The organism is Curtobacterium pusillum, from assembly GCF_013359865.1.
GTDB lineage: Bacteria > Actinomycetota > Actinomycetes > Actinomycetales > Microbacteriaceae > Curtobacterium > Curtobacterium pusillum.
Window position 1 is genome coordinate 20744 of sequence record NZ_JABMCE010000041.1, and the last position, 25689, is coordinate 46432.

The 25689-nt window shown below is 71.7% G+C and carries 25 protein-coding genes; 20 read left to right on the forward strand and 5 right to left on the reverse strand.

What is annotated here, in order from left to right; translation table 11 throughout:
* Positions 1-11: 11 nt before the first annotated feature.
* The 6 genes from HP507_RS01120 to HP507_RS01145 are packed head-to-tail and all read left to right on the forward strand — an operon-like array spanning position 12 to position 7020.
* Complete coding sequence (locus HP507_RS01120) at positions 12-1259, forward strand: ROK family transcriptional regulator (RefSeq protein WP_271207395.1); 1248 nt, start codon at positions 12-14, stop codon at positions 1257-1259.
* A complete protein-coding gene (locus HP507_RS01125; protein WP_175350035.1) occupies positions 1256-2320 on the forward strand; it encodes an NAD(P)-dependent alcohol dehydrogenase in 1065 nt (354 codons plus the stop codon). The genes HP507_RS01120 and HP507_RS01125 overlap by 4 nt, the downstream gene beginning before the upstream one ends.
* Before the next feature lie 49 nt (positions 2321-2369).
* Positions 2370-3746 carry an MFS transporter gene (locus tag HP507_RS01130; protein ID WP_175350036.1) on the forward strand — a complete coding sequence of 459 codons (1377 nt, stop codon included), beginning with the start codon at positions 2370-2372 and terminating at the stop codon, positions 3744-3746.
* Positions 3747-3778: 32 nt separating this feature from the next.
* Positions 3779-5212 carry a bifunctional UDP-N-acetylglucosamine diphosphorylase/glucosamine-1-phosphate N-acetyltransferase GlmU gene (glmU, locus tag HP507_RS01135; protein WP_175350037.1) on the forward strand — a complete coding sequence of 478 codons (1434 nt, stop codon included), beginning with the start codon at positions 3779-3781 and terminating at the stop codon, positions 5210-5212.
* Positions 5213-5266: 54 nt separating this feature from the next.
* Complete coding sequence (locus tag HP507_RS01140) at positions 5267-6244, forward strand: ribose-phosphate diphosphokinase (protein WP_175350038.1); 978 nt, start codon at positions 5267-5269, stop codon at positions 6242-6244.
* Positions 6241-7020, forward strand: coding sequence for a putative protein N(5)-glutamine methyltransferase (locus HP507_RS01145; protein ID WP_175350039.1), 780 nt, complete (start codon positions 6241-6243; stop codon positions 7018-7020). Before HP507_RS01140 ends, HP507_RS01145 begins: the two co-directional genes overlap by 4 nt.
* 105 nt (positions 7021-7125) lie before the next feature.
* Here HP507_RS01145 and HP507_RS01150 read toward each other — a convergent pair whose 3' ends face one another.
* Positions 7126-8715 carry a molybdopterin-dependent oxidoreductase gene (locus HP507_RS01150; RefSeq protein ID WP_175350040.1) on the reverse strand — a complete coding sequence of 530 codons (1590 nt, stop codon included), beginning with the start codon at positions 8713-8715 and terminating at the stop codon, positions 7126-7128.
* Between the two features lie 193 nt (positions 8716-8908).
* On the opposite strand from HP507_RS01150, the gene HP507_RS01155 reads away from it, so the two are divergent.
* On the forward strand, positions 8909-9535 hold the full coding sequence (locus tag HP507_RS01155; RefSeq protein ID WP_175350041.1) for a hypothetical protein: 627 nt from the start codon (positions 8909-8911) through the stop codon (positions 9533-9535).
* An 89-nt stretch (positions 9536-9624) separates the two neighbouring features.
* Here HP507_RS01155 and gndA read toward each other — a convergent pair whose 3' ends face one another.
* Positions 9625-11082 (reverse strand): NADP-dependent phosphogluconate dehydrogenase, encoded by a 1458-nt coding sequence (gene gndA / locus HP507_RS01160; protein WP_175350042.1) that lies wholly within the window; start codon positions 11080-11082, stop codon positions 9625-9627.
* A gap of 113 nt (positions 11083-11195) precedes the next feature.
* Between gndA and HP507_RS01165 the strand changes: the two genes are divergently transcribed.
* Positions 11196-11735 (forward strand): gluconokinase, encoded by a 540-nt coding sequence (locus HP507_RS01165; protein WP_175350043.1) that lies wholly within the window; start codon positions 11196-11198, stop codon positions 11733-11735.
* Here the strand turns inward: HP507_RS01165 and HP507_RS01170 are convergent.
* Positions 11722-11961, reverse strand: a complete 240-nt coding sequence (locus tag HP507_RS01170) for an SHOCT domain-containing protein (RefSeq protein ID WP_175350044.1) — start codon at positions 11959-11961, stop codon at positions 11722-11724. The two genes, HP507_RS01165 and HP507_RS01170, sit on opposite strands and share 14 nt — an antisense overlap.
* A gap of 215 nt (positions 11962-12176) precedes the next feature.
* Here HP507_RS01170 and HP507_RS01175 point away from each other — a divergent pair, with 215 nt between their 5' ends.
* From HP507_RS01175 to HP507_RS01190, 4 genes are read left to right on the forward strand one after another with little or no spacing between them, the layout of a single operon-like run.
* Positions 12177-13472, forward strand: coding sequence for a sensor histidine kinase (locus HP507_RS01175; protein ID WP_175350045.1), 1296 nt, complete (start codon positions 12177-12179; stop codon positions 13470-13472).
* Positions 13469-14158: a response regulator gene (locus tag HP507_RS01180; protein ID WP_271207396.1), complete on the forward strand. Its 690-nt coding sequence runs from the start codon at positions 13469-13471 to the stop codon at positions 14156-14158. The genes HP507_RS01175 and HP507_RS01180 overlap by 4 nt, the downstream gene beginning before the upstream one ends.
* A gap of 44 nt (positions 14159-14202) precedes the next feature.
* Positions 14203-14406 carry a ribbon-helix-helix protein, CopG family gene (locus HP507_RS01185; RefSeq protein ID WP_175350046.1) on the forward strand — a complete coding sequence of 68 codons (204 nt, stop codon included), beginning with the start codon at positions 14203-14205 and terminating at the stop codon, positions 14404-14406.
* Positions 14403-14783, forward strand: a complete 381-nt coding sequence (locus tag HP507_RS01190; protein WP_175350047.1) for a type II toxin-antitoxin system death-on-curing family toxin — start codon at positions 14403-14405, stop codon at positions 14781-14783. The genes HP507_RS01185 and HP507_RS01190 overlap by 4 nt, the downstream gene beginning before the upstream one ends.
* A gap of 52 nt (positions 14784-14835) precedes the next feature.
* On the opposite strand, the gene uxaC is transcribed toward HP507_RS01190, so the two are convergent.
* On the reverse strand, positions 14836-16338 hold the full coding sequence (uxaC, locus tag HP507_RS01195) for a glucuronate isomerase (protein WP_175350048.1): 1503 nt from the start codon (positions 16336-16338) through the stop codon (positions 14836-14838).
* A 50-nt stretch (positions 16339-16388) separates the two neighbouring features.
* Complete coding sequence (locus HP507_RS01200) at positions 16389-17426, reverse strand: LacI family DNA-binding transcriptional regulator (protein ID WP_271207397.1); 1038 nt, start codon at positions 17424-17426, stop codon at positions 16389-16391.
* Between the two features lie 154 nt (positions 17427-17580).
* Here HP507_RS01200 and HP507_RS01205 point away from each other — a divergent pair, with 154 nt between their 5' ends.
* The 8 genes from HP507_RS01205 to HP507_RS01240 form a co-directional block, all read left to right on the forward strand.
* Positions 17581-18939 carry an ABC transporter substrate-binding protein gene (locus HP507_RS01205; RefSeq protein ID WP_175350050.1) on the forward strand — a complete coding sequence of 453 codons (1359 nt, stop codon included), beginning with the start codon at positions 17581-17583 and terminating at the stop codon, positions 18937-18939.
* Positions 18939-19925 (forward strand): carbohydrate ABC transporter permease, encoded by a 987-nt coding sequence (locus HP507_RS01210; RefSeq protein WP_175350051.1) that lies wholly within the window; start codon positions 18939-18941, stop codon positions 19923-19925. The genes HP507_RS01205 and HP507_RS01210 overlap by 1 nt, the downstream gene beginning before the upstream one ends.
* A complete protein-coding gene (locus HP507_RS01215) occupies positions 19922-20875 on the forward strand; it encodes a carbohydrate ABC transporter permease (protein WP_254700866.1) in 954 nt (317 codons plus the stop codon). The genes HP507_RS01210 and HP507_RS01215 overlap by 4 nt, the downstream gene beginning before the upstream one ends.
* Positions 20876-20899: 24 nt before the next feature.
* Entirely contained in the window at positions 20900-21736 is an 837-nt protein-coding gene (locus HP507_RS01220; protein WP_175350052.1) for a sugar phosphate isomerase/epimerase family protein, read from the forward strand.
* Positions 21733-22938 carry a Gfo/Idh/MocA family protein gene (locus HP507_RS01225; RefSeq protein ID WP_175350053.1) on the forward strand — a complete coding sequence of 402 codons (1206 nt, stop codon included), beginning with the start codon at positions 21733-21735 and terminating at the stop codon, positions 22936-22938. Before HP507_RS01220 ends, HP507_RS01225 begins: the two co-directional genes overlap by 4 nt.
* Entirely contained in the window at positions 22935-23822 is an 888-nt protein-coding gene (locus tag HP507_RS01230; RefSeq protein ID WP_175350054.1) for a sugar phosphate isomerase/epimerase family protein, read from the forward strand. Before HP507_RS01225 ends, HP507_RS01230 begins: the two co-directional genes overlap by 4 nt.
* Positions 23819-25105: a mannitol dehydrogenase family protein gene (locus tag HP507_RS01235; protein WP_175350055.1), complete on the forward strand. Its 1287-nt coding sequence runs from the start codon at positions 23819-23821 to the stop codon at positions 25103-25105. The genes HP507_RS01230 and HP507_RS01235 overlap by 4 nt, the downstream gene beginning before the upstream one ends.
* On the forward strand, positions 25102-25689 hold a 588-nt coding region (locus HP507_RS01240; RefSeq protein WP_478219498.1), incomplete at its 3' end, for an enolase-like domain-containing protein. The genes HP507_RS01235 and HP507_RS01240, both read left to right, overlap by 4 nt.

Sequence of the window (25689 nt, forward strand, 5' to 3'; positions counted from 1 at the left end):
GTGGTACCGCAGTGAGCGGGGGTCGTCCGTCGCCCGTCGTCGGGAACTCGGCACGCGTGCTGCGGCTCGTGCACCAGGACGGGCCGCTCACGCGTGCCGAGCTCACCCGCCGCACCGGGCTGAACCGGTCGACGACGCTCGCGATCGTCGGGGAGCTGGTCGCGCTCGGACTGGTGCACGAGGAGAGCGCGGGCGCCGTCTCGGGCGCGGGCACGAACGCGTCCGTCGGGCGGCCCAGCCCCGTCGTCCGGGCGTCCGCCGACGTCGTGGCCGTGGCCGTCACCGTCGAGGTGGACGCCGTCACGGTCGCCCTCGTCGGGCTCGACGGCAGCGTCCGGGACCGTGCCGTCGTCCGCTCCGGGGCCGCCCCGACCGCGCCCGAGGCGATCGCGACCATCGCCCGCGCGCTCGACGAGCTCGTGCCGAACCGCGCGGGCGCCAGCAGCGCCGGCGGTCTCCGCGTCGCCGGCGTCGGCGTCGCGGTCCCCGGCACCGTCCGGGTCGAGGACGGCGTCGTCCGGTACGCCCCGCACCTCGGCTGGCACGACGAACCCGTCGCCGAGCCCCTCGCCGCCCGCACCGGCCTGCCCGTCCGCGCCACGAACGACGCCAACACCGGTGCCTGGGCGGAACGGCTCTACGGCAGCGGCCGGGGCGTCGACGACCTCATCTACCTCAACGGCGGCGCGAGCGGTATCGGTGGCGGCGTGATCAGCGCCGCCCGGCCCCTCAGCGGCGCCGACGGGTACGCGGGCGAACTCGGCCACACCTTCGTCGCGGCGAACGGCGTGCGGTGCCACTGCGGTGCCGTCGGCTGCCTCGAGACCGAAGCCTCCCGGGACGCCCTCGTGGCCGTGGCCGGCGTCGCCCCCGACGATCCCGCAGCGCTCGCCGCGGTGCTCGCGGAGCGGCGGCCCGAGGTCGAGCGCGTCGTGGACCGGCAGGTGAGCGCGCTGGCCACGGCGCTCCGCAACGCCATCCACACCGTGAACCCCGAGGTCGTCGTCCTCGGGGGCTTCCTCGGCGTGCTGCTCGACCACGTCGGGGACCGCATCGAGACCGCCGTGCGCGAGCAGTCGATGGCCGCCGTGACCGAGCGGCTCCGCATCGCTCCGGCCGCCCTCGGCGCCGACGTCCTGCTCCGGGGCGCCGCCGAGCTCGGGTTCCGCGACCTCCTGCTCGACCCCGTCGGCGGGCTGCCCGCCACCGAAACACCGACCGGTCGCGCCGTCGCGGCCGGGGAATCGAGGACCCCGTGACCTCCATCGACCGTCAACGCGTCAGTGTCCTGCTCGGCACCGAGGACCTCGCCGTCGAGGACCGCCCCGTCCCCGCCGTCGACCCCGGCGACGTGCTCGTCCGGGTCGCAGCCGTCGGCGTGTGCGGCTCCGACGTGCACTACTACCGGCACGGCCGCATCGGGGACTTCGTGGTCGAGGAGCCGCTCGTCCTCGGCCACGAACTGTCCGGCACGATCGAGGCCGTCGGCGACGGTGTCGACCCCGCGCGGGTCGGGGAGCGCGTCGCCGTGGAACCCCAGCGTCCCTGCCACCGGTGCGCACAGTGCCTGGCCGGCCGCTACAACCTCTGCCCGCACATGCGCTTCTACGCGACCCCTCCGATCGACGGCGCCTTCGCGGAGTTCGTCACCATCGAGTCCGAGTTCGCGCACACCCTGCCTGACGCGGTGTCGTTCGAGGCCGGCGCGCTGCTGGAGCCGCTCTCCGTCGGGATCGCCGCGGTGCGCAAGGCCGGGATCGTCCCCGGCTCCTCCGTGCTCATCGCCGGCGCCGGCCCGATCGGCATCATCTGCGCGCAGGCCGCGAGGGCGTTCGGCGCCTCCCACATCGTCGTCAGCGACCTCGTCCCGGAGCGCCGCGAGCGGGCACTGTCCTTCGGCGCCACCGAGACCGTCGACCCGACCGTCGTGTCGGTCGCGTCCGACCTGCCGCCGTTCGACGCGTTCATCGACGCCAGCGGGGCGCCGCGTGCCGTCGCGGACGGCATCCGTGCGGTGGGGCCGGCGGGTGCTGCCGTCCTCGTCGGGCTCGGCAACTCGGAGATGACGCTCCCGGTGGAGCACATCCAGAACCTCGAGGTGACCGTGACCGGGATCTTCCGGTACACCGGCACGTGGTCGGTGGCGATCGAGCTGGTCGCGTCCGGGCAGGTGGACCTCGACTCGCTCGTGACGGGACGGTTCGGGCTCGACGAGGTCCGGGACGCCCTCGAGAGCGACACCGACCCCGAGTCCCTCAAATCGGTCGTCTACCCGGGTGGCATCCCGGCTGGCGGGGCCCACCTCCAGTCCGGCACGTGACCCGGAACGGGGCCACCGCCGCGACACCGGGACGCGCTACGGTTCGCGCATGACGGCTTCACCGACGGCGGACGTGCCGCAGCGCACCGACCGCCGCGCCCTCGTGTCCTGGGCCCTGTGGGACTGGGGCTCCGCGGCGTTCAACGCCGTCGTCACGACGTTCGTGTTCAGCACCTACCTGGCGAGTCGGGCCTTCGTCGACCCGGCGCTCGTCGCCGACACCTCCGCGGCGGGGAAGGCGCTCGTGGAGCGCGAACTCGCGCACAACGCAGCCGTGGTCTCGACGGCGCTCACGATCGCCGGCATCGTCGTCGCACTCGTGGCCCCGGCGATCGGCCGACTCGCGGACTCCTCCGGACACCGACGCCGTTCGGTGCTCATCGCCACCATCGGCATCGCGCTGTCCATCGGCGGCATGGTGTTCGTCGCGCCGAGCCAGCCGTACCTGCTCCTCGGCGCCGCACTGCTCGGCATCGGCACGGTCGCCTACGAGATCGCGAGCGTCGGCTACAACGCGATGCTCGGGCAGGTCGCGACGGGGGAGCAGACCGGCCGCGTGTCGGCGATCGGGTGGGCGGCCGGGTACTTCGGCGGCATCGTCCTGCTCGTGGTGCTGCTCGTGCTGTGCATCCAGGACTTCGGCGGCGGGGACGTCGCCGGGCTCCTCCGCCTGCCGGCGACCGTGGCGTCGGGGCAGTGGGACGTCCGCGTCGCGATCGGCATCGCCGCGGTGTGGCTCGCGGTGAGCTCGATCCCGCTCTTCGTCACCGTCCCCGAGGCGGCTCCGGACCGCTCGCGCACCGGCAGCCTCCTCGGCGCCTACGTCGACCTCGTGCGGGACGTCGCCCGGCTCTGGCGTGAGCGCCGGAACGTCCTGGCGTTCCTGCTCGCGAGTGCGGTCTTCCGCGACGGCGTCGGCGCGGTGTTCACCTTCGGCGGCATCGTCGCGGCGCAGGTCTTCGGGTTCAGCGCCTCCCAGGTGATCCTGTTCGCCATCGCGGCGAACGTCGTCGCGGGCATCGCCACGTTCCTGTCCGGCAGGCTCGACGACCGTTTCGGCTCGCGCGCGATCATCGCGGTGTCGCTCGTCGGGCTCGCCGTGTGCGGGATCGGCGTCTTCGCGGTGGGGACGGTCACGGCGGGGTTCTGGGTGCTCGGGCTCACTCTCGCGCTGTTCGTCGGGCCGGTGCAGGCGTCCTCGAGGGCGTACCTCGCGCGGCTCGCGACGCCCGGACGCGAGGGCGAGCTCTTCGGCCTCTACGCCACGACCGGACGGGCGGCGTCGTTCCTGGCGCCGGCGCTGTTCGGGGTCGCGGTGACGATCGGCGGGTCGACGCGGTACGGGATCCTCGGGGTCGTGGTGGTGCTGGTCGCGGGGCTGGTGCTGATGGCGGTCGTGAAGCGGGAGCCGCGCGCCGTGCGGTGACTTCCGCAGGGAGCGTGCGCCAGGATGGTGCCATGACCGACCAGCGGATCGCCGTCGTCGTCCTCGCCGCCGGGCAGGGCACGCGCATGAAGTCGTCCACCCCGAAGGTCCTGCACCGCATCGCAGGTCTGCCGCTCATCGCCCACGTGCTGCGGACGGCGTCGTCCCTCGGCCCGCAGCACGTCGCCGTCGTCGTGCGGCACGAGCGTGACCGGGTCGCGGCCGAGGTCACCGAGCGCGCCCCCGACGCCATCGTCGTCGACCAGGACGACGTCCCCGGGACCGGACGCGCGGTCGAGGTCGCCGTCCAGGCGCTCCCGGCCGACTTCGACGGCGCCGTGGTGGTGCTCTCCGGCGACGTCCCGCTGCTCGACGCCGAATCCGTCCGGCGTCTCGTCGACACGCACGTCGGCGCCGCGAACGCCGTGACCCTCGTCAGCGCGATCGCCCCGGACCCCACCGGTCTCGGCCGAGTCGTCCGCGATGCCTCCGGCGCCTTCACCGGCGTCGTCGAGCACAAGGACGCCACGTCCGAGCAGCTCGCGATCACCGAGACCAACGCCGGCATCTACGCGTTCGACGTCGCGCACCTCCGAGCGGTCCTGCCGGCGCTGACCACGGCGAACGCCCAGGGCGAGAAGTACATCACCGACGCGCCGACCCTCATCGCGAACCGCGGCGGGGTCGTCGACGTCGTAACCCTGACCGACCCGTGGCTCGTCGCCGGCATCAACGACCGCGCCCAGTTGTCCGACGCCGCCCGTGAACTGAACGCCCGCATCGTCCGCCGACACCAGCTCGCCGGTGTCACGGTGCAGGACCCGGCGACCACCTGGATCGACCTCGACGTGTCGATCGAAGCCGATGCCGAGATCCTCCCCGGCACGCAGCTGGTCGGCGCCACCGCGATCGCCGCGGGTGCTTTGGTGGGCCCGGACAGCACCCTCCGCGACACCGAAGTGGGCGCCGGAGCCGTGGTCAACCGCGTCGACGCGACCCTCGCCGTGATCGGCGACGGCGCCTCGGTCGGGCCGTTCGCCTACCTGCGTCCGGGCACGATCCTCGGTGACGGGGGCAAGATCGGCACCTTCGTCGAGACCAAGAACGCCACGATCGGACGGGGCAGCAAGGTCCCGCACCTGTCCTACATCGGCGACGCCGAGGTGGGTGAGGACTCGAACATCGGGGCGAACACGATCACCGCGAACTACGACGGCGTGGCCAAGCACCGGACCGAGGTCGGGTCGAACGTCCGGACGGGCTCGCACAACGTGTTCGTCGCCCCGGTTAGGATTGGTGACGGAGCGTACACCGGCGCGGGTACGACGGTCCGCAAGGACGTACCGGCCGGGTCGCTGGCGATCAGCTACGCCCCGCAGCGCAACACCGACGGATGGGTCGAGGAACACCGACCCGGCACGCCGGCGGCCGAGGCGGCTCGGCGCGCGCACGGCGAACAGATCTGACGGCTCTCGGGCCGATCGACACGGCCCCTCGGGGTCAGGGAGTGAGCACCGCACTTGTCCGGAATCAAAACGACCGGCCAGAAACGACTCGTCCTCGTCTCGGGGCGAGCACACCCGGCGCTCTCGGCCGAGATCGCCGAGGAACTCGGTGTCGAGCTCGTCCCGACCGACGCCCGGACGTTCGCGAACGGGGAGCTCTACGCCCGCTTCGACGAGTCGGTCCGCGGCTGTGACGCCTTCGTCATCCAGTCGCACACGGCGCCGATCAACGAGTGGCTCATGGAGCAGCTCATCATCGTCGACGCGCTGAAGCGTGCCTCGGCGAAGCGCATCACGGTGGTCGCGCCGTTCTACCCGTACGCCCGTCAGGACAAGAAGGGCCGTGGGCGCGAGCCGATCTCGGCCCGACTCGTCGCCGACCTGTTCAAGGCCGCCGGCGCGCACCGCATCATGAGCGTCGACCTGCACGCGGCGCAGATCCAGGGCTTCTTCGACGGTCCGGTCGATCACCTGTTCGCGATGCCGGTCCTGCTCGAGCGCTTCCAGCAGATCCTCGACCCGTCGACGCTGACGGTCGTCTCGCCGGACATGGGTCGCGTGCGCGTCGCCGACATCTGGTCCGAGAAGCTCGGGGCACCCCTCGCCATCATCCACAAGCGCCGCGACCCGCTCGTTCCGAACCAGGTGTCCGTGCACGAGATCGTCGGTGACGTCTCCGGCCGCGTGTGCCTGCTCGTCGACGACCTCATCGACACCGGCCGCACGATCGCCAAGGCGGCCGAGGCGCTCAAGAACGCCGGCGCCACCGGGGTCGTCGTGGCCGCGACCCACGCCGTGTTCTCGGACCCGGCGACCGAACTGCTGCAGAGCGAGTTCATCGACCGGGTCGTCGTCACGGACACTCTGCCGCTGCCGGAGGAGAAGCGCTGGGACCGGCTCGAGGTCCTGCCGATCGCCCCGCTCATCGCCCGCGCCATCCACGAGGTCTTCGACGACGGTTCGGTGACCTCGATGTTCGACGGTGCTGCTTGACCTCACCCGCGCGTGACGCGCTCGCGGCCCGGCTCCGGGCTGCGGGCAGCGTCTTCGCCGAGGACGAAGCAGACCTCCTGCTCGAAGCCGGCGACGGCGATCCGGCGCGCCTCCGGTCGGTCGTGCAACGGCGTCTGGCCGGCGAACCGTTGGAGTACGTCCTCGGGTGGGCGGCGTTCGACGGGCACCGCATCCGGGTCACCCAGGGCGTCTTCGTGCCCCGAGCCCGGACCACGGCCGTCGTGGAGCAGGCCGCGCGCCGGTTGCAGCGCTACGACCGGGTCGTCGACCTGTGCTGCGGTGCCGGCGCGATCTCGGTCGCGCTGCTCGGCCGCGTCGGCGCCCTCGACCTGGTGGCGGCCGACATCGATCCGGACGCGGTGGACGTGGCGGCGGAGAACGTCGGCGACCGTGGGATCGTCGTCGCGGGAGACCTCTTCGACCCGCTGCCGGACCGGTTCCGCGGCGCGGTCGACGTCATCGCGGTGAACGCGCCGTACGTCCCCACGGCGTCGATCGCGACGATGCCGACCGAGGCCCGGGACCACGAGCACCGCATCGCGCTCGACGGCGGTGCGGACGGCCTCGACCTGCACCGGCGCATCGCCGCGGGAGCGGGGGAGTGGCTCCGGCCGGGCGGCGCCGTCGTCATCGAGGTCTCGGCGGCCCAAGCACCCGGGTCGTCGGCCGCGTTCGAGGACGCCGGCTTCGCGACGTCCGTCGAGACCGACGACGACGTCGACGGCACCTGCGTGGTGGCGACCCGGCCTGCGTGAGTTCGCCGCTCGTCCGCGACGCGGTGTCCCGGACCTGGGCGGTGTCCTGCGGGCCGGCGCCGCGCCTCCAGTACGCCCACCCGCCTGATGCGTGACCGCCACGCGTCAGTCCGCGCGCACCTCAACCGTGTGCCAGCCCGTGGCGCCGTTCGGCGCCGGCGGACGTTCGACGCTCGTCTGCACCTCGCCGTCCGCGCTGACCGCCCGGACCTGGATGCGGTGCGACCCCTTCGTCGGTGTCCACCGGTACACCCACTGCCGCCACGTGTCGGCGGACACCGAGTCCGCGAGGGTCGCCTCCTGCCACGCGCCGTCACCGACGCGCACCTGCACGGCCTTCACCCCTGTGTGCGGCTGCCAGGCGACGCCCGCGACGGCGACCGGCTCACCGGCCCGCACCGTCGAGCCGGAACGCGGTGTGTCGATGCGTGACTCGAGCTTCACCGGACCGCGTTCGGACCAGCCCCGCGGCGTCCAGTAGCCCTGGGCGTCGGCGAATCGGGTGACCTCGAGCTCGGTGACCCACTTCGTGGCGGACACGTAGCCGAAGAGTCCCGGGACGACCATCCGCACCGGGAACCCGTGCTCCGGCGGCAGCGGTTCGCCGTTCATCCCGACGGCCAGGAGCGCCGCCGTCCCGTCGTCCCGCAGCACGTCGAGCGGCGTGCCCGCCGTGAACCCGTCGACGCTGCGGGAGAGCACCATGTCGGCGCCGGCGTGGGGTCCGGCACGCTCGAGCAGCTGCCGGATCGGGTAGCCGAGCCACAGCGCGTTCCCGATGAGGTCGCCGCCGACCTCGTTGGAGACGCAGCTCAGCGTGGCGAGGTGCTCCTCGAGCGGCAGAGCGAGCAGTTCGTCCCAGGTCAGCACGACCTCGTGGTCGACGGCGCCGTGGATCCGCAGCCGCCAGTCGGCCGGGTCGACCGACGGCACCCGCAGTGCGGTGTCGATCCGGTAGAAGTCGGCGTTCGGCGTGACGTACGGCGTGATGCCCGCGACGTCGAGTGATGCGCCCGAGGGCACGGCGGGCGCCGTCGTCGCCGCCGCGGGCAGGCGGATCGCCCGACGCGCGGCCGTCGCCGCCTGCATGGCCGAGGTGCCCAGCCTGGAGGCGGTGCCCACCACGATCGCGGCCGCCGCCGCGGTGACGCCCCAGACCAGGAACGCGCGACGCTCGGCCGACGCGGACGCTGGCGGGGTGGCGGCGGTCGGGACCGAGGCCGCAGTCTCCCACCGGCGGAGCCGTGCTGCCAGGACCCGGAGCACGATGATCGCCGCGGCCACGCCGAGCACCGAGGGAGCGCCGTCCCACGTCCCGCCGCCGGACCGTGTGGTGACGGCCAGGAGCGACAGGACGCCTCCGGCGGCGAACACGAGGGCACCGAACGGTGGCCGGGATCGCTCGAGGATGCCCGCGCAGGCGCTGATCGCGGCGACGAGCACCGCCATGAGGACGAACAGCGCGACCTTGTCGCCCGTACCGAACAACGCGACCATGAGGTCCTTCGCACCGCGTGGCGCGAGGTCGATCACGGCGGAGCCGACCGCGACGAGCGGGCTCCCGGCACCGCCGAGGACGAGGGCGCCGAGCTCGGCGGCGGCGAAGAAGGCGGCGGCGGCGACGAGACCGGCGGCGGCCGCGAGCAGCGCCGGGCGACGGACCGTCCGGGACGCGGACTCGAGGTCAGTGGTCACGGGCTGAGCGTAGGTGGCCCGCGCCGCGCGCGTGCTGACAGTCGTGCATGTCGCACCGGGCGGACCGGTTCGTCGGGCGTTCACCGGTCCGGGCCAGCCGATCCCGAGCGGGTCGTGCGAGGATCGGAGTGTGCTGAGGCGTCCCGACCGTGTTCCGCGCTTCGCCCGCGCCCGGAGACGGGACCGGGGACCGATGTCCTCGGCCCGGCGCCTCATGCTCCTGCGCTGGGGCATCGTCGGCGTGTGGGCAGCGCTGCTCACCGCCCGGATCATCGTCGTCGCCACCTCGCCCGGCGCCGACCTGACGTACTTCGGCATCGCCGAGGTCGTCGCGATCACCCTCGGCGTCGTGGTCATCGCCGTCGCGGTCGTCCGAGCGCAGGCGATCCGCCGTCGTCGCGAGGATGAGGCGCTCGCCCTCGCGATCCGTCGCATCGACCCGACCGTGTGGCTCGTGCCCGCCGCGCCGACCCCGGAGCTCCGGACCTCGATCGAGTCCGTGCGGCCCGAGGTCTCGCTCGGACACCGCGTCACCTGGGCCTTCGGCGCGACCGAGGCGTCGCTGTGGGAGCTCGAGGACCGCCGCGCCACCCGGCTGCTCGTGATCCGGTGGAGCCGGATGGTGCACGTCGGACTCGAGGACGTGCACGGCGACGGCCGTTCCTGGGCGATCGCGATGCACTACGTCCGGCCGGATGACACCACCGCCGTGGCGACGTTCCTCGTCCGTGCGGCTCCGGGTTCCCGGCGGATGCTCGGGCGCGGACCGAGGCTCGAGCGGCTGGTCGCCGACCTCGCGCGGGAGCGCATCGTCGCCTGAGCGCATCGTCGCCTGAGCGTCCGGCCGTGGAAAGGCGGAAGGCCCCGCCGATCGGCGAGGCCTTCCCGTGGTGCGGTTGTCGCCGCGGTCTAGTGGGTGGACGGTTCCTGGTCGACTTCGCGGCGGTCGTCGTCGGACCACAGCGTGTGGAAGGTGCCGTCCTTGTCGATGCGCTGGTAGGTGTGCGCACCGAAGAAGTCCCGCTGCCCCTGGATGAGCGCGGCGGGCAGGCGGTCGGAGGCGAGCGAGTCGAAGTACGACAGCGCCGACGAGAACCCCGGAGCCGGGATCCCCGACGCCGCCGCGATCCCGACGATGCGACGCCAGGCGGCCTCGCCCTCGGCGACGGCGTTCGCGAAGTACGGGTCGACCAGCAGCGACTCGAGCGTCGGGTTCTTGTCGTACGCCTCGACGATGCGGTTGAGGAACTGGGCGCGGATGATGCAGCCACCGCGCCAGATCTTGGCGATGTTGCCGAGGTTGATGTCCCAGCCGTACTCCTTCGCCCCCGCGATGATGAGGTCGAAACCCTGCGCGTACGCGACCACCTTCGACGCGTACAGCGCCGCACGGACGTCGTCGGCGAACGTGTCCGGCACCTCGGCGATCTCCGGGCGGCGCTGCACCGATGCCTGGACGGCGGCGCGCTGCGTCGGCTTGGAGGACACCGCGCGGGCGAACACCGCCTCGCCGATGCCGGAGACGGGGATGCCGAGCCCGACCGCGTTCTGCACGGTCCACACGCCGGTGCCCTTCGAGCCGGCTTCGTCCCGGATGACGTCCACGAGCGGCTTGCCGGTGTCGGCGTCCCGCTGCTTGAGGACCTCGACCGTGATCTCGATCAGGTACGACTCGAGGTCGCCGCCGTTCCACTCGTCGAACACCTTCACGAGGTCCTCGACCGACAGGCCCCCGACGCGACGGAGCAGGTCGTAGGACTCGGCGATGAGCTGCATGTCGGCGTACTCGATGCCGTTGTGCACCATCTTGACGAAGTGTCCGGCGCCGTCCGTGCCCACGTGCGTCACGCAGGGCTCGCCCTCGGCCACGGCGGCGATCGACCTCAGGATCGGGCCGAGCGTCTCCCACGCCTCGGCCGAGCCGCCGGGCATGATCGACGGACCCTTCAGCGCGCCCTCCTCACCGCCGGAGATGCCCGTACCGACGAAGTTCAGACCCTTCTCGCGCAGATCGTGCTCACGGCGGATCGTGTCGTGGAAGTTCGCGTTGCCGCCGTCGACGATGATGTCGCCCTCTTCGAAGCGCTCGGCGAGCTGCTCGATGACGGCGTCGGTGCCCTTGCCGGCCTGGACCATGATGATCGCCGTGCGGGGCTTGGACAACGACGCGACGAAGTCGTCGATGGACTCGGACGCGATGAACCCGGCATCCCCGTGCTCGTTCAACAGTTCCTCGGTGCGGGCGTACGTGCGGTTGTACACCGCGACCGTGTTGCCCTCACGCGATGCGAGGTTCCGCGCGAGGTTCGACCCCATGACAGCGAGGCCGATGACCCCGATGTTCGCCTGACCGTTGTTGTCTGCCACGAAGTCTCCCTTGTCCTGACGTTGCGGCTCCAACTTACGGTCCCCGGCCTGGGACCGCACGGGTGTTACGGCAACTGGGGATGCGCGTCCGTCCGGACCAATACTGTGGAGGAATGACCGAGAGCGTTGTCCTGCCGCCCGTGCTCGTGATGGGGGTCTCCGGCTCCGGCAAGTCGACGATCGGCCAGGCCCTCGCGGACGCCCTCGCCGAACGAGGGGAGCCGAGCGTGTTCGTGGACGCCGACGACCTGCACCCCGCTGCGAACAAGGAGAAGATGCGGCAGGGAATCCCCCTCACCGACGAGGACCGGTGGCCCTGGCTCGACGCGTGCGCCGCCCGGATCGCGGAGGTCGAGGCATCCGGCAACCGCTGTGTGATGGCGAACTCGGCGCTCAAGCGCGTCTACCGCGACCGTCTCCGCGCGTCCGCTCCGGGTCTGGTCATCGCGTTCCTCGACGGCTCGCACGACCTCATCGCGGAGCGGCAGTCGCACCGTCACCACGAGTACATGCCGACCTCGCTGCTCGATTCGCAGTTCGCCACCCTCGAGCGCCCGCAGCCGGACGAGGCCGCCGTCGCCGTGTCGATCGAGGGATCGGTCGACGACACGGTGGCGGCGATCCTCGCCGCGCTGTCGGTCACTTCCGGCTGAGTTCGGACAGCCGCGAGCGGTACTCGTCCGCGTCGATGTCGCCGCGCGCGAACCGGTCCGCGAGCACCGAGCGCGCATCCGAGCGTGCTCGCCAGCTGCCCCGCCGGAGGACTCCGAAGACGAGGAAGACGACGAGGAACGCGACGAGGAAGAACGCGGGGAACACGAAGAACGGGAACCCGCCGCCGTGCCAGTACGGGCCGGTGGCAGCGATGGTGGTGAGCATGGTGACCTCCTGTGGTCGGTTTCGGTGCCGCTGTCGCGACCGTTCCAGCCTCCGGCCTGGAGGCACGTCACGCGTCCGCCGTGCAGCCCCACTTCCGCCTGCTCCCGCGGTCGTACACCGCACACTCCTCCACAGCGGACTACTCCCAGGGGAGTAGTCCACAGGTCGTGCTCCCGCCCGATGTCCCGCCCGCGGAGCGACCCTAGGCTCGAACCATGGACACCACGCCGACCGTCACCGACCCGGTGACCGGCGACGACCGCTGGAGCGGACGCCGCCGGTTCGCCCGCGTCGGTCGGGTGCTCCCGGTGGCCTTCCTGCAGATCGTCGGCACGCTCCTCGCGTCGCGGTTCGCGACCGTCGCCGGGGCGACCGGCACGGTCGGCGGGCCCCCGTGGGCTCGGCACACCTTCGGCAGCGGGGTCGACCCCGTGCAGCTCGGCCCACTCGCGATCTCGCTGCTGGTGGCCGGCGTCGTCGTGCTCCCGTGGCGGTGGCGCTGGCCGCGCTCGGTGCTCCTGGTCACCCTCGCCACCACGATCGGCTACGCCCTGGTGGTGAGTCCGCGCGGCCCGTTCGTCGCCGCCCTGACGATGGCGCTCGCCAACGCCTGGCTGCGGGGACACCGCCGCACGGTGGTGGTCGCCGCGGCCGTGGCCCTCGTGGTGCTCCCCACTGCGGATCTCGTCCTCGGGCGGTCGTCCGTGCTCGACCTGAGCGCCGTGGTGCTCTGCGTGGCCTGGCTGGTCGTCACCGTCGCGGTCTCCGAACTCGTGCGGGTCCGGGTCGAGCGCGGGGCGGAGCGCCGCCGCCAGCGCGTCGAAGCGGAGCGGCAGCGTGCCGCCGACGAACGGGTCCGCATCGCCCGCGAACTGCACGACTCCGTCGCCCACAGCATGTCCCTCATCAACCTGCAGGCCGGTGTGGCCCTGCACCTCGGCGATGACCTCCCGGAGCAGACCCGCGACGCGCTCACCAACATCCGCGACTCGAGTCGCGACGCCCTCGTGGAACTCCGGACGATCCTCGGCGTCCTCCGATCGGTCGACAGCACAGCGGTCGACGGCGGTCCGGAACGCAACCCCGTCCCCGGGCTCGAACGTCTGCCGGACCTCGTCGAGCGGGCACGAGCGGCCGGCGTCGACGTCGAGCTGGCCGTCGTCGGCGACCCGTCGTCGGTCGCCGGCATCACCGACCGGAACGCCTTCCGGATCGTGCAGGAGTCGGTGACGAACGTGATGAAGCACGCGCCCGGCCACCGCGTCACGATCTCGGTCGCGATCGGCCCCGACCTCGTCGACCTCACGGTGGACGACCACCCCGCGGCCGGCACCGCGTCCGACCCCGCCCGGACGCCGCTCCTCGCCCCGTCCGGCAACGGCATCATCGGCATGCGGGAACGTGCCACCGCCGTCGGGGGCACGCTGACCGCCGGCCCCAACGCCGCCGGCGGCTGGCGGGTCGACGCGCGGCTCCCCGTCACCACGCCGGTCCCGAAGGAGACACCGTGACCGACACCGCTCCGCCCGACCCGATCAGGGTCGTCCTCGTCGACGACCAGGTACTCGTCCGTGCCGGGCTCCGTGCGCTCGTCGACGCCGAGCCCGGGATGACCGTCGTCGGCGAGGCGGGTGACGGCGACGCCGCGGTGGACGCCGCACGGCGGGAACGTCCCGACGTCGTGCTCATGGACATCCGGATGCCGGGCACCGACGGGCTGGCGGCGACGCAGCGGATCTCGGCGGATCCCGAGCTCGCGCACGTCCACGTGGTCATCCTCACGACCTTCGAGGAGGACGACTACGTGTTCGAGGCGATCCGGGGTGGCGCTGCCGGGTTCCTGGTGAAGGACACCGAACCCGCGGAACTGCTCCGCGCCGTCCGCACGGTGGTCGCGGGGGAGTCGCTGCTCTCGCCCCGTGCCACCCGCTCCCTGATCGAGGCGTACGCCACCCACGCGAAGCCGTCCTCCCTCGCGCCGGAGCTCGGCGTCCTGACCGATCGCGAACGCCAGGTCATGCAGCTGGTCGCCGTCGGCCTGACGAACGCCGAGATCGCCGAGCGCCTCTTCGTCAGCCCGATGACGACGAAGACCCACGTCTCCCGGGCGATGATCAAGCTCGGCGCCCGCGACCGCGCGCAGCTCGTCGTCTTCGCGTACGAGACCGGGCTCGTCACCCCGGGCTGGCAGCCCTGAGCGCCGTCGAAGCGCTTGGTATCGGTGGTGATACCATCGAGCGCATGGCGATGACCCTTCGGCTCGACGACGCGGAGACGAGCGCGCTCCGCAGGCGTGCGGATCTCGAAGAGCGTTCGATGCAGGAGATCGCACGTGCGGCGATCCGCGAGTACATCGAGCACCACAGTCGCGCCGACCTCATCGACGGCGTCCTCGACCGCGAGCTTCCGCGCTTCGCCGAAGCGCTCGATCGTCTCGGACGGTGATCCACCTCACCACCGACGAGGCCCTCCACGTCGCCCGTCGGACACTCGGCGACGCCTTCGTCCTCCGGGACGTCGGACTGCTCGAAGCAGCGGTCGCCCGAGCGGCCACCTCCGTCGGCGGCCAGGATGCGTACCCGTCCGTGCTCGAGAAAGCGGCCGCCCTCGTGCACTCGGTCGTGCGCAACCACGCGCTGGTCGACGGGAACGAGCGGCTCGGCCTCATGCTGCTCGTCGTGTTCCTCGGGGTGAACGGGCGCCGGCTCTCGGCGAACAACGACGAGGCGTACGAGCTCATCGTCGCGATCGCGGACGGGCGTCTCGACTCGGTCCCGGACATCTCGGATGCCCTGACCGAACTGGTCGAAGCCGCGGACTGACGCCGCTTCGCCACGGCGCACCGGCACCTGCCCCGAGCAACCGCCCCCGCGCTCAGAGCTTGAAGGTCGCCTTCGGGATGTCGGACACGATGCGCCGCGCCGTCCGTACCGCGTCCTCCTCGGACATCTCGTGCGTGACCACGAGCGACGCGAGGTAGGCCGCGTCCGCCCGTCGCGCCATGTCGTGCCGGGCCGGGATCGAGCAGTACGCCCGGGTGTCGTCGATGAACCCGGAGGTCTTCGTGAACGACGCCGAGTCCGTGATCGCCGACCGGTACCGTCCGATCGCCGCGGGGGTGTCGATGAACCACCAGGGAGCGCCCGCGTACACGGCGGGGTAGAAGCCGGCGAGGGGACCGATCTCCCGCGAGAAAACGGTCTCGTCGACGGTGAACAGCACGAGGTGGAACCCGGGCGCGGTCCCGAAGGACTCGAGCAACGGCCTGAGGGGTGACGTGAAGGACCCGACGGCGGGCAGGTCGTGCCCGGTGTCCGGCCCGAAGCGCTCGAGCGTGGGGGTGTGGTGGTTCCGGTGCACCCCGGGGTGGAGCTGCATGACGAGGCCGTCCTCGACGCTCATCTCGGCCCACCGGTAGAGCATGTCGTGCCGGTACGCGGTGGCCTCCGCTGCGGTCACGGCGGACGGCCCCTGCAGCGCTGCGGTGTGGATGCGCGCGCGCTCCGCGGGCGACAGCGGCGTCGACCCGGCGTCGAGCACGCCGGTGTCCGTGGCGGTCGCACCGTGCTCGATGAAGTACCGGCGACGTGCGCGCAGTGCCGCCAGCAGGCCGTCGTGGTTTCCCGTGTCGATGCCGGCGGCCTCGCCGATCGACGCGACCACGTGCCTCCAGTCCGACCGCGACGGGTCGAAGACCGCATCGGCTCGGAAGGTGGGGACGACCCGGCCGGTGAAGGTGGGATCGGCGGCGAGTCGGGCGTGCGCGGCGAGGTCGGCGGTGGGGTCGTCGGTGGTGGCGAGGACCTCGATGCCGAAGGCGTCGAAGAGGGCGCGCGGACGCATCCGCGGCTGCTCCAGCAGCGAGGCGATGTGGTCGTACTGCTCGTCCGCGTTCGCGGCCGACGGCTGCTCCGTCAGCCCGAAGACGTCGTGCAGCTCGGTCTCGAACCAGTAGCGGACGGGGGTGCCGAGGAAGTCGTCCCAGTGCTCGGCGAGCGTCCGCCAGATCTCACGGCCTGGCGGGGCCGGCTCAGCGGCATCGCGCCAGCGATGCGCCGGTTCCGCCGGGCGAGCCTGCGAGCCCGGATCGGGTCGGCTCCCCGACAGGTCGACGCGACCCAGCGCCTCCAGTCCGACGCCGTTCGCGTGCAGGAGCCGCAGGACGTAGTGGTCGGGAGTGATGAGCAGCGACGCGGGGTCGGCGAACGGCTGGTCGTCGGCGATGAGGGCCGCGTCGACGTGCCCGTGGGGCGAGATGATCGGTGCGTCCTCGACCGCGCCGTAGATGGTCCGCGCGACCGCGCGCGCTCCCGGATCGGCGGCGAAGAGCCGGTCGGGGTGCGGGGCGAGCGGGGTGGCGGTACTGGTGCGGGTCATCGTCGACTCCTTCAGGACGGGTGTGGGACGGGTGCGGGACGGGTGCGGGCTCAGGTCGCGCGTGGCGTGGGACCGGTGGACTCGCGGACGGTCAGGTGGGTGGGCAGCGCGACGGCGCCGCTCATGTGCTCGCCGGGCAGTTCGTCGGCGGGGATGGCGCCGAGACGGCCGAGGAGCATCCGGATCGCGACCCTCCCGGCGCGCTCGATGGGTGACGTCATCGTGGTGAGCGGGGGGTTGCAGAAGTCGGCGCCGAAGATGTCGTCGCAGCCGACGATGCTCATGTCCTCGGGGACGCGGACGCCGCGCTCCCGCAGCCGGGCGAGCATGCCGATCGCGATGAGGTCGTTGAACGCGATGCACGCGGTGACCCCGGCGTGGACGGCGGCGTCGGCAGCGGCCGCTCCGGAGTCGACGAAGGGCGCGTGCGGGCCGATCCGGGCGACGCGCACGCCGAGCCGCTTGGCGACGCCGATGAGCGCCTTCCACCGGCGTTCGTTCGACCACGAGCTGTCCGGGCCTGCGACGTAGAGGACGTCCCGGTGTCCGAGCGACACGAGGTGCTGCACGGCCTGCTCGACCCCGCCCGGGGTGTCGATGAGGACGGAGGGCACTCCGGCGGGCCGCCGGTTCACGACGACGAGCGGCGTCCGTTCGGCGAACCGGGCGATCTGTGCGTCGGACAGACGCGACGCGGTGAGCACGGCGCCGTCGGCCTTCCCGACGATCGCACTGAGGGCCGCCATCTCGGCGTCGGCGGACTCCTCGGTGTCGACGAGGAGCTGCGTCCACCCGGCCCCGGCGAGCTGGTGCTGCGTGCCGCGGATGACGTCGAAGTAGAAGGGGTTCGTGATGTCCGACACCAGGACGGCGACCGCCCGGGTCCGGCCGGACGTGAGGGCGCGGGCCTGCGAGTTCGGGACGTAGCCGAGGTCCCGGGCCACCTGCTGGATGCGCTGCTGCGTCGCCTGGTTGACACGGTCGGGCAGGGACAGTGCACGCGACACGGTCGACGGGGCGACGCCGGTCGCCTGGGCGATGTCGCGGATCGTCACCCGCCGGGACGTGTCGGTGTCTGCGCTGCTCACGATGCCGAACCTAGGCATGGCTGGCAACAAGTGGCAACCGATTGCCGGAGTGTTGCCAACGCGGAACAGTGGTGGCCACGCCGGAGGCAACGCAGCCCGGTGCCCGGGATGCAGCGTCGCTCCCGGGTGGAGGTCTCGAGGAGGAAACCCCCGCATGAGCACAGGAAGACTCAGGACACGCACCCTGATCGGTGCCGTGGCCGTGGTCGCCCTCGCCGCACTGTCCCTGCAGGGATGCGCTGTGGTGAACGGCAGCGGCGACGACCCGAACACCCTCCGCGTCATGATGGGCGCGGACACCACCTACCCCAAGGAACGCAAGCAGTGGCAGCAGGACGTCGCCGCCGAGTTCAAGCGCACCACCGGAGCGAACGTCCAGTGGGAGACCTACGCCTCCGCGCAGGAGGAGCTCACCGCGATCCAGACGAGCGTCATCTCCGGGCAGGGTCCCGACGTCTACGCGATCGGCAGCACGTTCACCCCCACCGCGTACGCCACCGGCGCGTTCGTCGAGATGGGGAAGAAGGAGTGGAAGGCCGTCGGCGGGAAGGACCAGTTCGATCCGGCGTCGTTCGGCATCTCCGGCCCGAGCACCTCGAAGCAGATCGGCATCCCGTTCGCCAGCCGCCCGTTCGTGATGGCGGTCAACAAGGAGCTGCTCGCGCAGGCCGGCATCGACTCGATGCCCACGACCTGGGACGAACTCACCGAGGACGCGAAGGCCACGACCACCGGTGACCACCACGGCATGGCGATCGCCTACGCCGACGGCTTCGACCCGTGGAAGTTCATCTGGGGCATGGCGCAGAACGCCGGCAACACGATCGTGTCGAAGAGCGGGAGGGCCGAGATCGACACCCCGGCGGTGCAGAACGCCTACCGCACCTACTTCGACTGGGTGACGAAGGACGGCGTCGTCGACAAGGCCGCGATCGGGTGGAACAACGCGCAGGCGCTCGCGCAGTTCACCGAGGGCAAGGCCGCGTTCTTCCCGATGACGACCACCACGGCGATCAACTCCTTCACGGGCACCCCGGTCGACGGGAAGTACGAGTTCGCCCTGCTGCCGACCGTGCCGCCCGGCGCGACCGAACGACCGAGCAACGGCATCGAGGCGGCGAGCATCCTCTCGGGTGACAACTGGGTCGTGGCCGACTACGGCACGAAGCAGGACCTGTCGTTCGACTTCATCAAGCAGCTCAGCACGCCGAAGGCCCAGCTCGAGTACTACAAGCTCTTCGGCAACCTGCCGACCAACGCTGAGGCAGCCGGGCAGCTCGCAGCCGCCAACCCACAGCTGAAGCCCATCATCGACGCCGGCAAGCTCTCCAAGCCGACCGCGTTCACCGGGGCCTGGTCGGACATCCAGCTGGCCCTCGTCGACGTCGTCGTGCAGTCCATCCCGCAGCTCAAGGGCGGCGAGGTCACCGACGATCAACTCCGGAAACGCCTGCGGGACGCGCAGGAGGACGCGCAGTCCACGTTGAACCGCCAGAAGAACGGAGGCCTGTGATGACGCAGGTCCGCCCACACGGCAAGACGCCGCTGTACAAGCGCGAGCGTCCGCTCTGGATGCTCCTGCCCGGCGGCGTCCTCATGCTCGCCGTCATCGTCGTACCGCTCCTGGTGGGCGTGTACATCGCGATGCTCGACCTCGACCAGTACACGCTCCGGCAGTGGTTCAGCGCCCCGTTCGTCGGCCTCGCGAACTTCGCCGAGGCGTTCACGAACTCGCCGCTGCTGCACTCCGTCTGGATCTCGGCGTCGCTCTCGGTGCTCGTCACCGCGGTCACCGTCCCGATCGGCGTCGCCGCAGCGATCTCCACCCAGAACCGGTTCCCGGGTCGCGGACTCGTCCGGTCGATCTACCTCATCCCGTACGTGCTCCCGGCGTTCGTCGTCGGCACGTTCTTCCGGACGATGCTCCAGCCGCAGGGCGTCGTGAACTCGATCCTGCACACCGACGTCCTCTGGCTGAACGGCTCGGCCTCGTACTGGGCGCTCGCCGGCGTCATGGTGTGGACGAGCTGGCCGTTCGTCTACCTGCTCTCCCTCGCCGGACTGCAGGCCGTCGACAACGAGGTGCACGAGGCGGCCGCGCTCGACGGGGTGACCTGGTGGGCGAAGCTGCGCTACATCATCTTCCCGTACCTCCGCGGGCCGCTGTCCCTGGCGGTGATCATCGCGATCCTGCACAACATCAACAACTTCACCCTGCCGTTCGTCCTCTTCGGCATCCCGTTGCCGTCGAGCGTCGAGGTGATGCCCGTCCTGACGTACATCGCCAGCTTCCAGTCGTTCCGCTTCGGTCTCTCCGCAGCGATGGCGATCTGCTCGCTCGTGATCGTCGCCATCCCGCTGTTCGTCTACCTCCGGGCCGTCAAGCTCGACACCGGTGACGACGCGGGACCCAACCGGAAGCAGCGTCGCGCCGACCGACGCACGCTCGCGGCCGCCGCCCCCGCCGCGGTCGCCGACATCGACGGAGCCCGAGCATGAGCGCCTTCAGCACCACGAAGACCCGTCCGACCGCCACGCTCACCGAGAGCATCATCGCACCGCGGACGGGTGGCCGCCGACCGAGGCGCCCGTACGACACCGACGTCACGCGGCTCCTGCCGCGCTGGCTGCTCATCGTCGTCATCGCCGTGATCATCGCGTTCATCGCCGTCCCGGTGCTCTACATCCTGTTCGGCTCGGTGAACTCCGACGTCGCCGTCGCTCGCGGCGAGTACTTCCCCTCCGAGTTCACGCTGTCGAACTACGTGGAGATCTGGTCGACCGTCGCGCTCGGTTCGGGTCTGCTCAACAGCATCCTGACCGCCGGTGCGGTCGCCGTCGCGAGTGCGGCGCTCGCCGTGTCCACCGCGTACGTGCTCGTGCGCTTCCGGTTCCTCGGCCGCCTGACGATCCTCCGCGGGCTCCTCGCCCTGCAGTCGATCCCCGGCACGCTCCTGCTGCTGCCCGTGTTCGTGGTGTTCTCGAACATCGCGAGCGCGACCGGTGTGCAGATCATCGGCACCCGCTGGGGCCTGTTCGTCACCTACCTGACGTTCGCCCTGCCGTTCTCGACCTGGGTGATGGTGACGTACCTCCGCGGCCTGCCGAAGGAACTCGAGGAGGCCGCCCGCATCGACGGCGCGTCCAGCGGCCGGATCCTGCGGAGCGTCGTGCTCCCGCTGTCCTGGCCGGGCATCGTCGTGTCGGCGATCTTCGCGTTCCTGCTCGGCTGGAACGACGTCCTGTTCTCGACGATCATCACGACGCCGAACACCCGCACGGTGGCCGTGGTCCTGCAGGTGCTCGGCACCACCCAGGAGGGCGGCGCCGTCCCGATCTACGGCCAGATGATGGCCGCCTCGATCGTGTGCGCGGTCCCGGTCGTCGCGCTCTACCTCATCTTCCAGCGCTACCTGGTCGGCGGCTTGACCGCCGGCTCCGTCAAGTAGCGCCACGCTCACGAAGGGAATGCAATGACCCAGCTCAGTTGGGAGCTCTCCGGCTTCGGCGACGAGATCGACGCCGACCCGGCGATCCAGGTGGCGGTCCTCCAGGCGCTGGGGGCCAGCGCCATCGAGGTCCGCAGCGCATGGGGGGTGAACGTCGTCGACCTCGACGAGGACCAGCTCGCCGGCCTCCACCGCCTGTTCGAGGAACGCGGGCAGAACGTTTCCGCCATCGCCTCCCCGATCGGCAAGGTGCCCGTCGACGAACCCGTCGAGCACGAGGTGCGCCGCCTCGAACGTGCGATCGCCGCCGCGCACGCGCTCGGTACCACCAACATCCGCATCTTCTCGTTCTACTTCGAGGGACGGCAGCCGGAAGACGTCCGCGACGACGTCCTCGTCCGGATGCGGGCCCTCGCCGACCTCGCGTCGCGCGAGGGGGTCACGCTCCTGCACGAGAACGAGAAGGACATCTACGGCGACGTGCCCTCGCGCGTGCTCGACATCGTCGAGAGCGTCGGATCGTCCTCGCTCCGGCTCGCGTGGGACAACGCGAACTACGTGCAGTGCGGCGTCAAGCCGTTCACCGACGGGTGGACGCAGCTCGCGCCGTACGTCGACTACCTGCAGGTCAAGGACGCCCTCGCCGCCGACTCCTCCGTCGTCCCGGCGGGCGAGGGCGACGGCGAACTCGTGGAGACGCTGACCGCCCTCCGCGACGCCGGGTACGCCGGCTACGCCTCCCTCGAACCGCACCTCAGCGACTTCACCCACCTCGGAGGGTTCTCCGGCCCCGCGGCGTTCGGCCGCGCCGGCCGCGCCCTCCGGAAGCTCACCGACCAGATCGGAGTCACCCTGCGATGAGCAGCACCACCGGACCCCTCAGGCTGGCCGTCGTCGGCGCCGGCGTCATCGGCCGCCACCACGCTCGCGTGGCCGTCCAGCACGACGACCTCGAGATCGTCGCGCTCGTCGACGCGATCCCCGCCGCGGCCACGAGCGCCGCCGACGAGATCGAGGCGATGGGCGTGGCGCGCCCCGTCACCACCGAGACCATCGAGCAGGCCATCGCCGAGACGGACATCGACGTCGTGGCGATCTGCGCGCCCTCCGGCATGCACGTCCAGCTGGCCGAGGCGGCGCTCGCCGCGGGCAAGCACGTCGTGATCGAGAAGCCGCTCGACACCACGATGCCCCGGGCGCGCGAGATCGCCCGCCTGGCGCGGGAGGCACGCGAACGCGGACTGGTGACGAGCGTCATCAGCCAGCACCGCTTCGACCCGGCGTCGGTCGCCGTGGCCCAGGCGGCACACGGCGGCGGCTTCGGCACCGTCACCTCGGGTGTCGCGAGCGTCGCCTGGTACCGCTCGCAGGGCTACTACGACTCCGGAGACTGGCGCGGCACCTGGGACCTCGACGGCGGCGGCTCGGTGATGAACCAGGGCGTGCACACCGTCGACCTGCTGGTGTGGACGCTCGGCCGTCCGGTGGAGATCTCGGCCCAGACGGCACTGCTCGCGCACGACCGGATCGAGGTCGAGGACACCGCCGTCGCCACGGTCCGGTTCGAGAACGGCGCCCTCGGTGTCATCCACTGCACGACCGCCGCGTACCCGGGTCTCTCCGCTCGCTACGCCGTCTACGGCACGCACGGTTCCGCGATCGTCGACGACGACCGGCTGTCGTACTTCCACATCGCCCCCGACTCGGCGACGCTCGAGTCGGCGTCGACCACCGCGAACGCCACCGCGGTGGCGGATGCCGTCGACCAGAAGGCCGACGTCGTCCCCGCCGAGCACGTCGTCGGCGGGCCGGCCGAGCCCGACCACTTCGTCGCCGGGCACAGTCGGCAGTACGCCGACATCGTCGCCGCGATCCGGTCCGGCAGCGAGCCGGGCGTGACCGTCGACGCCGCACTCGTGTCACTCGCCACCGTCCGCGGACTCTACGTCAGCGCGACGCTCGGGCAGGCCGTCCGCATCGACGATGTGATCGAGGGCAGGTACGACGACGTCGTCCCAGTGGTCGGTGCCGCCTCCACCGCGACCGAAGGAGCAGTCCGATGAAGTTCTCCGTGTTCACCGCCTCCACGCCGGAGTGGACCCCGTCGCAGGCGGCGGAGACCCTCGCCGCGCAGGGCTGGGACGGCATCGAGTGGCGCATCGTCGACGACCGCCCGGCTGGCGGCGCGCCGGTGCCGGCGACCCGGTCCTTCTGGGCGGGCAACGAGTCGACGTGGCAGTTCACCGGCATCGAGGACCACGTCGGCGACATCGCACGGATCACCGACGGCGCCGGCCTCGAGTACTCCGGCATCGGTGGCTACCAGCAGGCCTCGAACCGGGACGGGGTCGACACCATGCTCCGCGTCACGAGCGAACTCGGCGCCCGCCAGGTCCGGGTCTCGATGCCGGTGTACCGGGCGGAGAAGGAGCGTACCGGCGAGACCTACGCGCAGATCTTCGACCGCACCCGCGTGGACCTGGAGTGGGCGGTGTCGCGCGCGACCGAGCTCGGCGTGAAGGCCCTCGTCGAGCTGCACCACATGACGATCACGCCCTCGGCGTCGGCGGCGCTGCGGCTCGTCGACGGGCTCGATCCCGAGCACGTCGGGGTCATCCACGACCTCGGCAACCTCGTCATCGAGGGGCAGGAGGACCACCTCGCGGCGTTCGAGCTCCTCGGCCCGTACCTCGCGCACGCCCACGTGAAGAACGCCCGCTGGGTCGACACCGGGGACACCCGTGCCGACGGTTCCTCGATCTGGCAGAACGAGTGGGCACCGCTGCGCACCGGCCAGGCCTCGGTGTCCGAGTACCTCGACGCCCTGCGGCAGGTCGGCTACGACGGCTGGGTCACCGTCGAGGACTTCTCCACCGACCTCCCGCTCGAAGCCCGCACGGCGGACAACCTGGCGTACCTGAAGTCCCTCGTCCCGGTGTCGGCATGAGCGAGCGTCGTCCGGGCATCGTGCACCTCGGGGTGGGGGCGTTCGCGCGCGCGCACCTCGCCTGGTACACGCAGGAGTCGTCCGGTGCGCCGTGGGGGATCACCGCGTTCACCGGCCGTTCCCCTGACATGGCTGAGGCGCTCGCGGCGCAGGACTGTCGGTACACGCTGGTCACCCGCGCCGCTTCCGGCGACGAAGCCGAGGTGCTCGACGTGGTCCTGGCCGCCCACCCGGGCAGCGACGACGGGGCCTGGAGGCGCGTGGTCGCGTCCCCGGCGACGAGCATCGTGACGCTGACGGTCACCGAGAACGGGTACCGGTCCGGCTCCGACGTGGCCGCGCGGTTGGTCGCGGGGCTGGACGCCCGGCGTGCCGCCGGCGCGGGCCGGATCGCGCTCGTCAGCCTCGACAACCTGACGCACAACGGCCAGGTCCTGCGCGAGGCCGTGCTCGGCGCGGTCACCGACGACGAGCTGCGGACGTGGATCGCGTCGAACGTCGCCTTCCCGAGCTCCATGGTCGACCGGATCACGCCGGCCACCACCGAGGCGGACGTCGACGGGCTCGCCGACCTGCCCGGGGCGCTGCCGGAGGACCGCATCCCGGTCGTCACCGAGCCGTTCGCCGAGTGGGTGCTCGAGGACGCGTTCGCCGGGATCGACCGGCCGGCGTGGGAGACCGCAGGCGTCCGGATCGTCGAGGACGTCACCCCGTACGAACAGCGGAAGCTCTGGCTCCTCAACGGCTCCCACTCCCTGCTCGCGTACCTCGGCCTGCAGCTCGGCCACGAGACCGTGGCGTCGGCGATGGCCGACCCGGTGTGCCGCACCGCTGTCGAGCAGCTCTGGGACGAAGCCGCCCTCGAGCTGCCCCTGCCCGAGCCCGAGGTCCGCGAGGCACGGGCCGCGCTCGTCGACCGTTTCGCGAACCCGCGCATCCGGCACACCCTGCGGCAGATCGCCTCGAGCGGGTCCGAGAAGCTGCCCGTCCGCGTCGTCGACGTGCTCCGCCACCGGCTCGACCGCGACCCGGCGGCCGGCATCGGTCCGGGAGCGGCCACCGCGATCGCCGCCTGGTGGTTGCACATCACCGGGCAGCCGGAGCTGGTGAACGACCACGGTGCGCCCGGGCCAGACTCGGACGTGCACGACGTGCTGCGCGTCATCGCGCCCGATCTCGACACCACCCCCGTGGTCGCCGCGATCACCGCAGCGGCCGACCGCATCCGGACGGCCCGCAGCGCCGCGGACCGCACGACCAGCGACGAAGGAGTCCCCGCATGACCGACACCACCACGAACCCCGCGGCCCCGGTGCCCGGCGCCGACGATGCCGGCGCCGCGACCGATCCCACCGCCGGGCGTCCGGACACGTGGGCGTCGGCCGACCGAGGGCAGCTGATCGACCGGGCCGAGGTCATCGTCACGAGCCCGAACCGGAACTTCGTGACGCTGAAGATCACGACCGCCGACGGGGTCACGGGTCTCGGCGACGCGACGCTCAACGGTCGCGAGCTCGCCGTCGCCGCGTACCTGTCCGAGCACGTCGTCCCGCTGCTCGTCGGACGGGACGCGAGCCGGATCGAGGACGCGTGGCAGTTCCTCTACCGGTCGTCGTACTGGCGTCGTGGTCCGGTGACGATGGCTGCGATCGCTGCTGTGGACATGGCGTTGTGGGACATCAAGGGCAAGGTCGCGGGGATGCCGGTGTACCAGCTGCTCGGTGGGGCGTCCCGGACCGGGTTGATGGCGTACGGGCACGCCTCGGGCAAGGAGCTGCCCGAGCTGTTCGACTCGATCCGGCACCACCAGGAGCTCGGCTACAAGTCGATCCGGGTGCAGACCGGTGTGCCGGGGCTGAAGTCGATC